Here is a 13406-nt window from a genome sequence, read left to right as displayed (position 1 = left end):
AGCGGGCACTCGTTAAGGTGTCCCAGACGTTCCAGGGGGTGGGACGGTACGAGGGAGCGCACGTGAGCACCACGCTGGAAGAGACCTGGACGCGCGGCGAGAGGGCCAAGGCCGCCGCGAAGCTGATGCTCGGCCTGATCGCCCTGCTCTGGCTGATCGAGGGGGTCGACGTGGTCACCGGCCACGCGCTGGACCCCTACGGCGTCAGGCCCCGCGACCCCGACCACCTGATCGGCATCGTCGCCCACCCGTTCCTGCACTTCGGTTTCGGCCACGTGGCGTCCAACAGCTTCCCGCTGCTGGTCCTCGGCTTCGTCACCGCGCTCAGCGGGATCCGGCGCTTCCTCGCCGTGAGCGGGCTGATCTGCCTCGCCGTCGGCGCGGGCTCCTGGCTGGTCGCCCCGCCCCACACCCTCGGCGCCGGCGCCTCCGGCCTGGTCTTCGGCCTGTTCGGGTACGTGGTCGTGCGCGGCTTCGTCGAACGCAGCGCGCTGGGCATCGCCGTGGGCCTGGCGGCGGCCGCCTACTGGGGCGGCTCGTTCCTCCTCGGCGTGGTGCCGACGGACTCCGGGGTCGGCTGGTACGCCCACCTCATCGGCCTGGTCGCGGGCGTCCTGACGGCCCTCTACTTCCGCCGGCCCGGCCGGCCGGCCTGACGACGGCTCCGTACTTCCGCCCGCCCGGCCGGCCTATACGGTCAGGCCCCTGACCGCCAGGTCCAGTACGGCGCACACGAAGAGCGCGATCCCGATGAAGCCGTTGACCGTGAAGAAGGCCCGGTTCAGGCGGGACAGGTCGTGCGGCTTCACGATGGTGTGCTCGTAGAGGAACGCCGCGACGACGACCGCCAGACCGGCCCAGAAGAACGCGCCCGCGCCGGTCGCCAGGGCGTACCAGACGAGCAGGCCCGTGGTCACGACGTGCGCGCCGCGGGCGCCCCACAGGGCGGCCGGGACGCCGAAGCGGGCGGGGACGGACTTGACGCCCTCCGCGCGGTCCGCGGCCACGTCCTGGCAGGCGAAGATCAGGTCGAAGCCGCCGATCCACACGCCCACCGCGAGGCCGAGGATCACCGCGTCGCCGGACCACTCGCCGGTGACGGCCAGCCAGGCCCCGACCGGGCCCATCGCCTGGGCCAGGCCCAGGATGGCGTGCGGGAAGTTCGTGAACCGCTTGCCGTACGGGTAGACCACCATCGGGATCACCGCGACGGGCGCCAGCGCCAGGCAGAGCGGGTTCAGCAGCGCGGCCGAGCCGAGGAACACGGCGAGCGCGATCCCCGCCCCGGTCCAGGCGGAGCGCACCGACACCGCGCCGGTGACCAGCTCGCGGCCGGCGGTGCGCGGATTGCGGGCGTCGATCTCGCGGTCGATGATCCGGTTGGCGGCCATCGCGAAGGTCCGCAGGCCCACCATGCACACCGTGACGAGCAGCAGCGTGCCCCAGTGCACGGTCCCGTCGACCTGGAACATGGCGGTCAGCGCGGCGATGTAGGCGAAGGGCAGCGCGAAGACCGAGTGCTCGATCATCACGAGCCGCAGGAAGGCCTTCACCTTCCCGGTGGCCTCCGGAGCGGGGTTCCCCTGCCCGACGATCCCGTCGGCGGTGGTCATCACAGGCTCCGGCGGAACTGTTCGAGTTCGGCGCGCAGGTCGGCGAGGGCCGTCGGGCCGATCTCCACGTCCAGCGGCGCCGCCCCGTCGGACCCGGGCGGGGTGACACGGGCCAGGAAGGCGAAGCCCTCGCCCGCCGGGCGGCCGTCGAGGCGGAGCAGGCCGTGCCCGTCCACCGCGAGTTCCACCGTGAACTCGGCGTCCGGATCGGCGGTCGCCGCCAGCAGGCGCTCCGCGAAGGCGGCCGCGTCGGCGTCGGCCAGCTCCGGCAGGGCGACCTCCCGGCCCTCGCCGTCGGTCCGGTCGGCGATCAGCTGCCACAGGTCCGAGGGGCCGGCGAACTCCTCGGGCGTCACGCCCGCCCGCTCGGCGGCCTCCCGTACGCCCTGCTGCGCCGGGTCGATCTCGGGGCGCACCAAGGCCACGCAGGGCGTGTCACTGCCGATGAAAAGGGCGGGTCCGCCCACGGCGATCGGGCTCACAGTCCGTATTCCTTCCAGCGGCTGTCGACCAGGGCCGCGGTGGCCGGGTCGGACTCGACCATGTCGGGCCAGCCGCCGTCGCGGGTGTAGCCCTCCTCGGGCAGCTTCTTCGTGGCGTCGATGCCCGCCTTGCCGCCCCAGAACTGCTGGTACGAGGCGTGGTCGAGGTGGTCGACCGGGCCCTCGACCACGGTGAGGTCGCGGGAGTAGTCGGTGTTCCCGAGCGCCCGCCAGGACACCTCGTGCAGGTCGTGGACGTCGCAGTCCTTGTCCACCACGATGATCAGCTTCGTCAGCGACATCATGTGCGCGCCCCAGACGGCGTGCATGACCTTCTGCGCGTGCTTCGGGTACTTCTTGTCGATCGAGACGATCGCGCAGTTGTGGAAACCGCCCGACTCCGGCAGGTGGTAGTCCACGATGTCCGGCACGATGATCTTCAGCAGGGGCAGGAAGAACCGCTCGGTCGCGCGGCCCAGCGGGCCGTCCTCGGTCGGCGGCCGGCCCACGACGATCGACTGGATCAGCGGACGCTTGCGCATCGTCACGCAGTCGATCTTCAGCGCCGGGAAGGGCTCCTGCGGCGTGTAGAAGCCGGTGTGGTCGCCGAAGGGGCCCTCCGGGAGGGTCTCCCCCGGCTCCAGCCAGCCCTCGATGACGACCTCGGCGTGGGCCGGGACCTGGAGCGGGACCGTCTTGCAGTCCACCATCTCGATCCGCTTGCCCGCGACGAACCCGGCGAAGAGGTACTCGTCGATGTCCCCCGGCAGCGGCGCCGTGGACGCGTACGTCACGGCGGGCGGGCAGCCGAAGGCGATGGCGACCGGCAGCCGCTCGCCGCGCGCGGCGGCGACCGCGTAGTGGTTGCGGCTGTCCTTGTGGATCTGCCAGTGCATGCCGATGGTGCGCTTGTCGTGGCGCTGGAGGCGGTAGAGCCCGAGGTTGCGCACGCCCGTCTCGGGGTGCTTGGTGTGCGTCAGGCCGAGGTTGAAGAAGGAGCCGCCGTCCTTGGGCCAGGTGAAGAGGGCCGGCAGCTGCTCCAGGTCCACGTCGTCCCCGGTGAGGACGACCTCCTGGACGGGCGCGGAGTCGCCCTTCACCTTCTTCGGCGGCACGTGGATCATCGAGCCCAGCTTGCCGAAGGCCTCGCGGACCCCGATGAAGCCCTGCGGCAGCTCCGGCTTCAGCAGGCCGCCGATCTTCTCGCTGATCTCGGCGTACGACTTCAGGCCGAGGGCCTTGAGCAGCCGGCGGTCCGTCCCGAAGACGTTCATGGCCAGCGGCATCGCCGAGCCCTTGACGTTCTCGAAGAGCAGGGCGGGCCCGCCCGCCTTGTTCACCCGGTCGACGATCTCGCCGATTTCCAGGTACGGATCGACTTCGGCCTTGATGCGCTTGAGGTCGCCCTCCCGCTCCAGAGCCCGGAGCAGCGAGCGGAGATCGTCGTAAGCCATAGGGGCAAGTATCCGTCACCAACTACCCTGGAGGAGTCACCGGGGCCCGACGCGGGCCCGCCGCCACTGCCTGGGAGTCGGTCCCACACCGTGCTGCGCTATCTGCCGTTCCTGCTGATCATCGCGCTGACCATCTACACCTTCATCGACTGCCTGAACACGCCGGAGGAGGAGGTCAAGCACCTTCCCAAGGTGGTCTGGGTGATCATCATCCTGCTGTTCTCCATCGTCGGGCCGGTGGTGTGGCTGGTCGCGGGCAAGAAGCGGTCCGCGGTCGGCGGCGGCGGTGGTTTCGGCGACGGCCGGGCGCGCCGGGCCCAGTGGGTGGCACCAGACGACAATCCGGAGTTCCTGAAGTCCCTGCGGGACGAGCAGGACGAGCAGGACGAGAAGAAGGACCGGGACGAGAAGCGGGACGACACCCCCTAGAGGGCGCCTCTTCGGGCCGGGTGGCTCGCGGCGCTCAGCACCCGTACGCGGGGTGGCGCGGCGCCGGCGGGCGGATGCGGGAGGCCGCGTACTCGGTCAGGACGAGCAGGGCGCCCGCTCCGAGCAGGAGCGGCGGGGCGGGTCCGGTGACGCTGGCCGCCGCCGCTCACGGGCCGCTCACGGGCCGCCCGGCCCCGCTCCCGCCGGGGCGGCGGCGGCCGGGGCGGCGGCGGCCGGGGCGTCCTCGACGAGACCCACCACGTGCGCGGTGATCATCTCGGTGATGGTGTCGACGACCGGGACGCCCGCCGTCCCCCCGTCGTCGCCCAGGACGAGCAGGCTCAGGGTGAACCCGTCGGTCATGGCCGCGAGGTAGCGGGCCAGCACCGGCACCGGGACGCTGAGGTCGAACGCCGCGGTGCCGCGCAGCCGCTCGATGAGTTCGGCGTAGGTCTCCCCGTACAGCTCGTACTGGCGCCGGGCCAGGTGGCCGAAGCCGGGCTGGCGCAGGGCGTACTGGGTGAGCTCGTAGGTCAGCATGTGCTCGCCCGGGTGGGCGCGCACGTGGTCCCAGTAGGCCTCGAAGCCCGCCCGGATGGTCTCGCGCAGGGTGGGGCGGGGCCGGATCGCCTCCTTCACCACCGTGACGTAGTGGTCGGTGATGGCGGTGATGACGGACTCGAAGAGGGCCTGCTTGGAGTCGAAGCAGTAGTGGAAGACGCTCAGCGAGACGCCCGCCTCGGCGGAGATGGACCGGGTCGTCGCCCGGGCGACCCCTTCGCGGGTCATCACCCGGATCGCCGCCTCCGTCAGCTGGCGGCGCCGCTCGGGCAACGGCGTGCGTGCCATGCGGTCCCTTCGGTGGGAGCGGGCCGGGTCCGGCCGGGGCGGTGGCGCCGCCCCGGCCGGACCCGGTGGGTCGAACCGTGCCCGTCAGCTGCCCGTCAGCGGCTGTAGACGCCGACCTCGTGGAGCGAGTAGCCCCACTGGGTGCCGCGCCCCACCCCGTGGACGCGTACGTAGCGCGCCGGCACGCCGGTGAACTGCGCGGTGTCCAGGCCGCCGTCACCGGCGGTGGTGGACCAGACGGACCGCCAGTTCGTGCCGTCGGCGGAGACCTCGATGCGGTACGCCCTGGCGTGGGCGCGTTCCCAGTCGAGGGTGACGCGGCCGACGAGGGCCGGGGACCCGAGGTCGACCTGGAGCCACTGGTCGTCGCTCCAGTCGCTCGCCCAGCGGGTGCCGCGGTCGCCGTCGACGGCGCGGCCGGGGGCGTAGCTCGTGAACGGGTTCCACTCGGCGGAGCTGGCCGCCGCGGGCGCGCGCGCCGCGAGGTTCACGCCGGCCTTGTGCTTCTCGGATCCGCCCCAGGTGCCGAGGTAGGACTCGGCGCCCTTGAAGAGGTCGTCCACGACGCCCTGGCCGCCGGTGATGCGGACGTCCTCGATCCAGTCGGGGACCAGGCCGTAGTGGGAGGCGCCGTCGGTGTTGAGGTCCCAGGTGCGCTGCCCGGTGGTCTGCTTGTCGATGACCGATCCGCCGTCGGTGCTGCGGAAGGGGTACCGCACCGGGTTGGGGGTGTCGGCGCCGCGGGGGCCGGGCCAGCCGCCGACGCCGTTCATGTCGGTGCCGTATCCGTAGCCGACGCCGTACTTGTCGCGCAGGGCGTCCGTGCGCTTGGCCTCGGCGCTGAACGCCTCGGAGCCGCTCATGTACTGGGCGGCGAACCCGCCGAGCTTGTAGAGGCGCTCGGTCCAGTCGATGTCCATCCAGCTGTGCGAGGAGATGACGCCCGGGTAGGACTCGGACTCCAGGATGTCGAAGGCCCGGCCCGCGGCCTTGACGCTCATGTGGTCGATCTCCAGCATCATCTTGCGTTTCATCATCCCGCGTACGGCGTACTCGCCGAGGTCGGTGAGGCCGCGGGTGTTGCACTGCGCGTCGGCGGCGTACGCCGGTACGGACACGCCCGCGGGGAGCTGCTTCTCGGCGGACGCGGCCGCCGCCAGGCCGATCGGGTTGTCGTGCTGCGGGCCGGTGCACCGCTCGGTCTGCCAGAAGGTGCCGGTCGACAGGAACTGTCCCACGTTGATGGCCGTGCCCAGGGCGCCCGAGTCGAAGCGGACCCCGCACAGCGCGTTGTCGAACTTGTGGCACAGGAACATGCTGCGCACGCCGAGCGCGTGCAGCTCGTCCAGGCCGCGGTCGACGTCGGCGCGGCTGCACTGGGCGATGTCGAGGATCTGCTTGCAGCCGAACGGCTCGGAGGTCTCGACGCCGAGGACGACGGCCAGCTTGCCCTGCTCGATGACCTGGCGGGCCTGTGTGGAGTCGGTGACGATGCGGAACCAGCCCTTGCCCGGGCCGCCGTACATCTTGTCGATGTAGGCCTGCATGTCGTAGGTCTTCTGCGCTTCGAGGCGGATGGCGGTCATCTCGTCGCAGCCGCGGTCCTTGAAGAAGTAGACCGAGCAGATGACGCCGTTGGTGACGAGGTCGTTGACCAGGACGCGCTGGCCGCCGCGCCAGGCCCGCTCGACCCAGGCGTAGTAGTTCTGCTGGTGGGTCAGCGAGTCGTGGGCGGGCCAGTCCTTGAAGGTCGGCCAGCCGTCGGGGTCGTGCTTCCCGTCGCCGCCGTTGGTGATGTAGTCGAAGATCGCGAGGGTGCCGTCGGGGTAGTGCTCCGGACAGTCCTTGAGGGCGTCGGTGATGCCCTGTTCGGAGAACGGCTTGCCGCAGATCAGGCGCCCGCCGAAGCCCTCGTTCGACATCAGGTGGTCGTGGGCGTCGACGAACCCGCGGACCTTGCCCTGGGCGTCGGTGCCCTTGAAGGGCTCGCCGGTGACGTTGATGGCGGAGTCGGGGGCGGGCCGCGCGGTCGGGTTCCACCAGCCGGGGTCGGCGGAGGAGGCGGGTGCGAGGCCGAGCAGGAGCGCCGCCACGGCGAGGCACAGCGTCAGCAGGCCGAACGGGCCTGGTCTGCGGCGGGCGGGGTGGGTCATCGTCATCACCGTGTCTTCGGTCGGCGGATCGCGCGGTCTGGGGGTACCGGAACCGTCCGGGGACACGGCCAACCCATGACAGGGCGTTGACATGTTCCCCACAATCGGTGCGTCGAGAATGGCTACCGCCGGGTACGGAGTCAAGGGTCCGGGACAGATGACCTGACGGATCGTCGGATTCCCCGGACGGACGGCGGCCCCACCGGCCCCGGACGGGGCGCCGGGCGCGGGCCGGACGCGGGCCGGACGCCGGACGCGGGCCCGGCCCGCACCCGGACCGCGCCTCCTACGCCGCCCCGCCCCCGCTCCCGCCCCCGCCCGCCGCTTCGAGCGCCGCGCGCGCGAAGGCCCGTACCGCGCCGGAGTTGTCGGCCGCGCGCCAGACCAGGCCGTAGCCGACCGGCTCCGCGTCCGCGAACGGCACGTACGCCACCCCCGGGCGGGCGTAGTACGTCGCCGTGTGGGCCGACGTCAGCAGCGCGCCCCGGCCCGCGGCGACCTGCATCAGCGCCTCCTGCATGTTCGTCACCTCCGGCCCCCGCCGGATCGGCCGGCCCGCCGGGGTGCGGGCCGGCGCCTGGTGCTCGCGCCGGTACGGGGGCAGGTCCCCGGCGACGGTCAGCAGCGGGACCCCGGCCAGCTCCTCCAGCGAGACGGACTCCCGCGCGGCCAGCGGGTCCCCGGCGGCCACCGCCAGCACCCGCGCCTCGGTGAGCAGCGCGGGCCCCTCGCCGAGGTCGGCCTCCCGTACCGGGAACTCCGCGAACTGCACGTCGAAGTCCCCGCTGCGCAGCTGCCCGTACGGGTCGGACAGCGGCACCTCGCACACCTCGACGGCGAGCCCGGGATGGGTGGCCCGCATCGCTTCGGCGGCCTTGAGGACGAGCTCCCCGGCGGGCGGGGTGGTGAAGCCGACGTGCAGGACCCCGTCGGCGGCGCGGGCCGTCGCCGCGGCCCGCTCCAGCGCCCGCGCGATGCCCCGGTGGTGGGGTTCGAGGTCGGCGCGGAGCTGGCGGCCGAGGGCGGTGAGGGCGACACTGCGGCTGGTGCGCAGGAACAGCGGCGCGCCGACGCGCCGCTCCAGCCGCTGGACGAGCTGGCTGACGCGGGCCCGCGAGAGCAGCATCCGTTCGGCGGTCCGGCCGAAGTGCAGTTCCCCGGCGAGGATCAGGAAGCAGTCCAGCTCGTCGCGGTCGGTAAGCATGACTGAACGAACGTTGCGTTCTTCGGCGTTGTTCCCCGCGGAACGGCGGGCGAGGGTGGTCCCACCGGCAACGGTCACCCCCTCAACTCCCTTCTGCGAGGACACCCATGTCCAGTCCCATCCGCGGCCGCCGCCTGGGCGTGCTGCTCGTCCTGTGCGGCGCGATCTTCCTCGAAGGCATCGACGTCGCGATGCTGAACGTCGCCCTGCCGTCCATCCGCGCCGACCTCGGCCTCGAAACCGGCGAACTCCAGTGGGTGATGAGCGCCTACGTCCTCGGCTACGGCGGCTTCATGCTGCTGGGCGGCCGGGCCGCCGACCTGTTCGGGCGGCGGCAGATGTTCGTCGGCTGGCTCACCGTCTTCCTGCTCTTCTCCGGCCTCGGCGGCCTCGCCACCGAGGGCTGGCAACTGATCACCGCCCGGTTCATGACGGGGGTCGCCGCGGCCTTCATGACCCCGGCCGGGCTGTCGGTCATCACCACCGGATTCGACGAGGGGCCGCAGCGCGACAAGGCCCTGCTCGTCTACTCCGGCACGGCCGCCGGCGGGTTCTCCATCGGCCTGGTCGCGGGCGGGCTGCTCACCTCCGCCGGCTGGCGCTGGGTGTTCTTCGCGCCGGTGGTGCTGGCCGCGGTGATCCTGGTGGGCGCCCTGGCCCTCGTACCGAAGTCGCCGCGGCCGCGGCGGGTGACCGGGCAGCGGCTCGACCTGGCCGGCGGGGTGCTGGTGACCTCGGCGGTGGTGCTGCTGGTGCTCGGCGTGGAGCGGGCCGCGCACGCCGGGGCCGGGTGGACCGCCGCGACGGTGGGGGCGGGGCTGGCGCTGCTGGCGCTGTTCGCCGCGGTCGAGCGGCGGGCCCCCGAACCGCTGGTCCGCCCCGGGGTGCTGCGGTCGCGGCCGCTGCTGCGGGCGAACGCCGCCGGAATGCTGTTCTCGGGCGCCTTCTTCGGCTTCCAGTTCCTGGCCGTGCTGTACCTGCAGGAGCTGCGCGGCTGGTCCACGCTCCAGACCAGCCTCGCGATGGTGGTCATCGGCATCGACGCGGTGCTCTCGCCCACGGTGGTGCCGAGGCTGGTGGCCCGCTTCGGCAACAGCCGGCTGATCTTCGCCGGGCTGCTCCTCGCGGCGCTCTCGTACGGGCTCTTCCTGCCGCTCGGCGCCGACTGGAGCTACCTGGTGATGCTGCCGAGCCTGATCCTGCTGGGGCTCGCCTTCGCCTTGGTCTACGGGCCGCTGACCATCGTGGCGACCGAGGGCGTCGCGGAGGAGGAGCAAGGTCTCGCCGGCGGGCTGCTGTACACCTCGTTCCAGTTCGGCGCGGCGCTCGGCCTGTCCGCGGTGACCGCGGTGTCCGCCGCGTACGCCGATCCGCTCGACGGGTACCGGGCCGCGCTGCTCGTGCCGTTCGCGGCGGTGCTGGTGGCGGCCGCGGTCACCGCGCCGGGGCTGCGCCGGCCGGCCGCGCCCGTACGCGACCCCGACGCGGCCCCCGAGCCGGTTCCGGCGGCCGCCCGGCCCTGAGGCCCGTACGCGGCGAAGCCGGTGTCCCGCCACGGGGGCGGGACACCGGCTTCGCCGTGCGGTCGGGTACGGCCGGGTCAGACGCCCGCGTACGAGTGCTTGCCGCTGAGCAGGATGTTGACGCCGTAGTAGTTCCAGATCCAGCAGGCGAAGGCGAAGAGCGCGAGGTACGCGGCCTTGCGGCCCTTCCAGCCGGCGGTGGCGCGGGCGTGCAGGTAGCAGGCGTAGGCCACCCAGGTCACGAAGGACCAGACCTCCTTGGGGTCCCAGCCCCAGTAGCGGCCCCAGGCGTCGCCCGCCCAGATCGCTCCCGCGATGATCGTGAACGTCCACAGCGGGAAGACGGCGGCGTTGATCCGGTACGAGAACTTGTCGAGCGAGCCCGCCGAGGGCAGCCGCTCCATGACCGAGGTGGCGAACCGGCCCGGCTTCCCGCCGGAGGCCAGCTTGGCCTCGTAGGAGTCGCGGAAGAGGTAGAGGACCGCGCCGGCCGCGCCGATGTAGAAGACCGCGCCGCAGAAGATCGCGGTGGAGACGTGGATCCACAGCCAGTACGAGTGCAGCGCCGGAACCAGCTGGTCGCTCTCGGTGTACAGCCAGGTCACGGCGATGCCGAGGTCCAGCAGGACGGTCGTGACCAGGATCAGGCCGAGCCAGCGGACGTTCTTCTTCAGGGCCAGCAGAGCCAGGTACGCGCCGACGGCCACCGTGGAGAAGGTGATCGAGAACTCGTACATGTTGCCCCAGGGGGCCCGCTGCACCGACAGCGCGCGGGCGACCACGCCGGCCGCCTCGATGAGGAAGGCGAGCACGGTCAGCGAGATCGCGATCCGCCCGTACAGGTCGCCCTTCTCGGTGCCGCCGGCCGCGCCGGGGCCGTCCGGGACGTCGCGGGTGCCCGCGGCGGAGCGCGTGACGACCTGCGGCTTGTCGGGGACCTGCGGCTTGTCGAGGACGGCGGTGGCGCCCGCGCCCCGGACCTGGACGGCCGGGGCCGCGCCCCGCGCCCCGGCCCCGCTCCCGGTCAGCGCGGCGGCCGTGCGGCCCACCTTGCTGCGGCTGCCGAAGACCCACTCGGTGATGTGAGCGAAGAAGGCGAGGGTGTAGACCGCCATCGACGCGTAGATCAGTTTGTTGCTGATCTCAGCCAGACTCTCGTTGGCTGCGGCTGCGAGCAGCGTCATCCGCGCTCTCCTTGTTCTTCTTCTGCTTCTGCTTGTGCTTCGACAGGGTGGGGCGCCGACGGCGCCCGCTCGTGCAACACGGCGGCCAGGTCCGCCAGCTCCTGCGGGAGCCTGGCGGACTCGCTGCGGCCCAGGCCCGCCATCTCGACGACGGTCACGCCGTCCTTGCCGGCCACCGCCCGGACCCAGATCCGGCGGCGCTGGATGAACAGCGATCCTGCCAGGCCCGCGATGGCGGCGATCGCGCCCGCGAGGGCGAGGCCGCTGCCGGGCTGGCGGGTGACGGAGAAGGTGGCCCAGCGCTCAATGCCCTCGAAGGTCACGGTGCCCGCGCCGTCGGGCAGGGTCATCGTCTCCTTGGGCTCCAGCATCTGGGCGAACGGGTCGCCGTTCTCCTTCGTGAACTGCTGCATCTTGCGCGTGTCCAGCTGGTACACGTTCTGCGGCAGACCGGAGTCCACGCCGAGGCTGCCGTGGTAGGCGTTGAGGGCGATGACGGGGAGGTCCGCGGCGGGGAACTGCGAGAGCATCGTGCCGCCGCCCTTGCCCGCGAAGGTCGGTACGAACTGGGCGGAGAAGCCGAGCTGCTCCTTCTCGCCGTTCTTGTTCCTGTAGCCGTCGGTGACCTTGATGGCGCCGGCCGAGGTCAGGTTCGAGTCCTGGGGCAGCATCGGCACGGCGTTGCGGAAGATCACCTTGCCGGTGGGGTCGGTCACCGAGATGACCGGCGCGTAGCCGTGGCCGAGCAGGTAGACCTTTGCCCCGTCGACTTCGAGGGGCTTGTTGACCTCGATCTCGGCCTTCTGCGGGGCCCCGTGGGCGCCCTTGCTGAGGGTGACGTACGCCTTGAAGTCGCGCGGGGTGCCCTTCTGCGGGCCGGTCTTCTCGTACGTGGCGTCGAACCTGTCCAGCGTGAAGCTGAAGGGCGGCAGGTCGTCGGGGGTGAAGAGGCTGCCGGACTTGAAGTCGTCGTACTGGGTGAGCGTGTTCGAGAAGCCGCTGCCGCGCAGGACGAGCTTGCCGCCCTCGGACGTGTAGAGCTTGCCCCAGGCGAAGGCGACCAGCATCACGATCAGGGCGAGGTGGAAGACCAGGTTCCCGGTCTCGCGGAGGTAGCCCTTCTCCGCCGCGACGTGGCCCGTCCCGCCCTCGGTGCGGAACCGGCGCCGGCCCAGCAGGGTCGTGGCGTGGGCGAGGACCTCGTCGGGGGAGGTATCGGTGCGCCAGGTGGTGTGGGCGGGGAGCCGGTCGAGCCGCTTGGGGGCGGCCGGCGGGCGGCCGCGGAGCTGGCCGACGAACTGCCAGGTGCGCGGCACGATGCAGCCGATCAGCGACACGAACAGCAGGATGTAGATCGCGGAGAACCAGAACGACGTGTAGACGTCGAAGAGCTGGAGCTTCTCGGCGAGCGGCACCCAGAACTCGTGGGTCCGCTGCCACTCGGCGACCTTCATCGCGTCGACGGAGGTCTGCGGGATCAGGGAGCCGGGGATGGCGCCCAGCGACAGCAGGAAGAGCAGGATCAGCGCGACCCGCATGGAGGTGAGCTGGCGCCAGAACCAGCGGGCCCAGCCGATGACCCCGAAGCCGGCGGCCGCTCCGGTGGGCGCGTCCTCCACGGGTGCGGTGGACAGCTGGGCGCCGGCGGCGCCGAGCGCGGGCTCGGCGGCGTCCTCGGATTGCTGCGGCGCCTCGGCGGGCGCCTTGTCTGTCGTACTCATGTGCGTTAAGTCCTCAGATCCCCACCGTGAAGCTGTCGGTCCATTGCTGCATGTCGCTGACGATGCTGTCCCACGCTCCTGTGACGAGCAGCAGGCCGGTCAGGATCAGCATGCCGCCACCGATCCGCATCACCCACGCATAGTGCTGCTTCACCCAGCTGAAAGTGCCGAGCGCCTTGCGGAAGGCGACCGCGGCGAGGAGGAAGGGCACGCCGAGGCCCAGGCAGTAGGCGACGGTCAGCAGCGCGCCGCGGCCGGCGCTCGCCTGGTCCATGGACAGCGTGGTGACGGCCGCCAGGGTCGGGCCGATGCAGGGAGCCCAGCCGACGCCGAAGAGGACGCCGAGGAGCGGCGCGCCGAGCAGGCCCGCCGTCGGCTTCCGGTGGAAGCGGAACTCCCGCATCGTCAGGCCGGGGATCGCCCCCATGAAGAAGAGGCCCATCAGGATGACGACGACGCCCAGGATCCGGGAGATGAGCGTCCGGTGCTCCTGGAGGGTGGAGCCGAAGAACCCGAAGAGCGCGCCCGTGGAGACGAAGACGGCGGTGAAGCCGAGGATGAACAGGCTCGCGCCCGCCAGCATCCTGCCGCGCCGCGCTTCGGCGAGGTCGGCGCCGCCGGCCCCGGTCACGTAGGACAGGTAGCCGGGGACCAGGGGGAGCACGCAGGGCGAGAAGAAGGAGACGAGTCCGGCCAGGACCGAGATGGGAAGGGCGAGCAGCAGCGTCCCGTTCAGGACGGTGGTGTTCATGCCCGTCGGCTCGGCGGCGAGGAGGAGATCGGGGACCACGGCG

At 72.0% G+C, this 13406-nt stretch carries 12 protein-coding genes; 3 read left to right on the top strand and 9 right to left on the bottom strand.

The features are described 5' to 3' along the window. The first annotated feature begins 125 nt into the window (after window positions 1-125). The gene (locus tag OTB16_RS29490; RefSeq protein ID WP_267724145.1) at window positions 126-656 is read left to right on the top strand and encodes a rhomboid family intramembrane serine protease; all 531 of its coding nucleotides are present in this window, start codon (window positions 126-128) and stop codon (window positions 654-656) included. Between the two features lie 33 nt (window positions 657-689). Here OTB16_RS29490 and mqnP read toward each other — a convergent pair whose 3' ends face one another. From mqnP to OTB16_RS29475, 3 genes are read right to left on the bottom strand one after another with little or no spacing between them, the layout of a single operon-like run. Continuing rightward, a complete protein-coding gene (gene mqnP / locus OTB16_RS29485; RefSeq protein WP_267724002.1) occupies window positions 690-1613 on the bottom strand; it encodes a menaquinone biosynthesis prenyltransferase MqnP in 924 nt (307 codons plus the stop codon). After that, a complete protein-coding gene (locus OTB16_RS29480; protein WP_267724000.1) occupies window positions 1613-2095 on the bottom strand; it encodes a hypothetical protein in 483 nt (160 codons plus the stop codon). The genes mqnP and OTB16_RS29480 overlap by 1 nt, the downstream gene beginning before the upstream one ends. Continuing rightward, on the bottom strand, window positions 2092-3549 hold the full coding sequence (locus OTB16_RS29475; protein WP_267723998.1) for a menaquinone biosynthesis decarboxylase: 1458 nt from the start codon (window positions 3547-3549) through the stop codon (window positions 2092-2094). The genes OTB16_RS29480 and OTB16_RS29475 overlap by 4 nt, the downstream gene beginning before the upstream one ends. Before the next feature lie 90 nt (window positions 3550-3639). On the opposite strand from OTB16_RS29475, the gene OTB16_RS29470 reads away from it, so the two are divergent. After that, the gene (locus tag OTB16_RS29470) at window positions 3640-3978 is read left to right on the top strand and encodes a PLD nuclease N-terminal domain-containing protein (protein WP_267723996.1); all 339 of its coding nucleotides are present in this window, start codon (window positions 3640-3642) and stop codon (window positions 3976-3978) included. A 177-nt stretch (window positions 3979-4155) separates the two neighbouring features. Here OTB16_RS29470 and OTB16_RS29465 read toward each other — a convergent pair whose 3' ends face one another. The 3 genes from OTB16_RS29465 to OTB16_RS29455 all read right to left on the bottom strand — a co-directional run bounded on the left by OTB16_RS29465 (window position 4156) and on the right by OTB16_RS29455 (window position 8184). Continuing rightward, complete coding sequence (locus OTB16_RS29465; RefSeq protein WP_267723995.1) at window positions 4156-4827, bottom strand: TetR/AcrR family transcriptional regulator; 672 nt, start codon at window positions 4825-4827, stop codon at window positions 4156-4158. A gap of 95 nt (window positions 4828-4922) precedes the next feature. Beyond that, window positions 4923-6986, bottom strand: a complete 2064-nt coding sequence (locus OTB16_RS29460) for a galactose-binding domain-containing protein (RefSeq protein ID WP_267723993.1) — start codon at window positions 6984-6986, stop codon at window positions 4923-4925. Window positions 6987-7266: 280 nt separating this feature from the next. Beyond that, complete coding sequence (locus tag OTB16_RS29455; protein ID WP_267723991.1) at window positions 7267-8184, bottom strand: LysR family transcriptional regulator; 918 nt, start codon at window positions 8182-8184, stop codon at window positions 7267-7269. Between the two features lie 107 nt (window positions 8185-8291). On the opposite strand from OTB16_RS29455, the gene OTB16_RS29450 reads away from it, so the two are divergent. Continuing rightward, window positions 8292-9707 (top strand): MFS transporter, encoded by a 1416-nt coding sequence (locus OTB16_RS29450; RefSeq protein ID WP_267723989.1) that lies wholly within the window; start codon window positions 8292-8294, stop codon window positions 9705-9707. Between the two features lie 77 nt (window positions 9708-9784). Here the strand turns inward: OTB16_RS29450 and ccsB are convergent, their stop codons facing one another. From ccsB to OTB16_RS29435, 3 genes are read right to left on the bottom strand one after another with little or no spacing between them, the layout of a single operon-like run. Next, window positions 9785-10891: a c-type cytochrome biogenesis protein CcsB gene (ccsB, locus tag OTB16_RS29445; RefSeq protein ID WP_267723987.1), complete on the bottom strand. Its 1107-nt coding sequence runs from the start codon at window positions 10889-10891 to the stop codon at window positions 9785-9787. Then, window positions 10888-12612, bottom strand: coding sequence for a cytochrome c biogenesis protein ResB (gene resB / locus OTB16_RS29440; protein ID WP_267723985.1), 1725 nt, complete (start codon window positions 12610-12612; stop codon window positions 10888-10890). Before resB ends, ccsB begins: the two co-directional genes overlap by 4 nt. A gap of 13 nt (window positions 12613-12625) precedes the next feature. After that, window positions 12626-13363: a cytochrome c biogenesis CcdA family protein gene (locus tag OTB16_RS29435; protein ID WP_267724143.1), complete on the bottom strand. Its 738-nt coding sequence runs from the start codon at window positions 13361-13363 to the stop codon at window positions 12626-12628. Window positions 13364-13406: the final 43 nt, after the last annotated feature.

Source organism: Streptomyces antarcticus (genome assembly GCF_026627255.1).
GTDB lineage: Bacteria > Actinomycetota > Actinomycetes > Streptomycetales > Streptomycetaceae > Streptomyces > Streptomyces antarcticus.
Note: the sequence above shows the minus strand (reverse complement) of the source record. Positions and strands in the feature narration are given on the sequence as shown.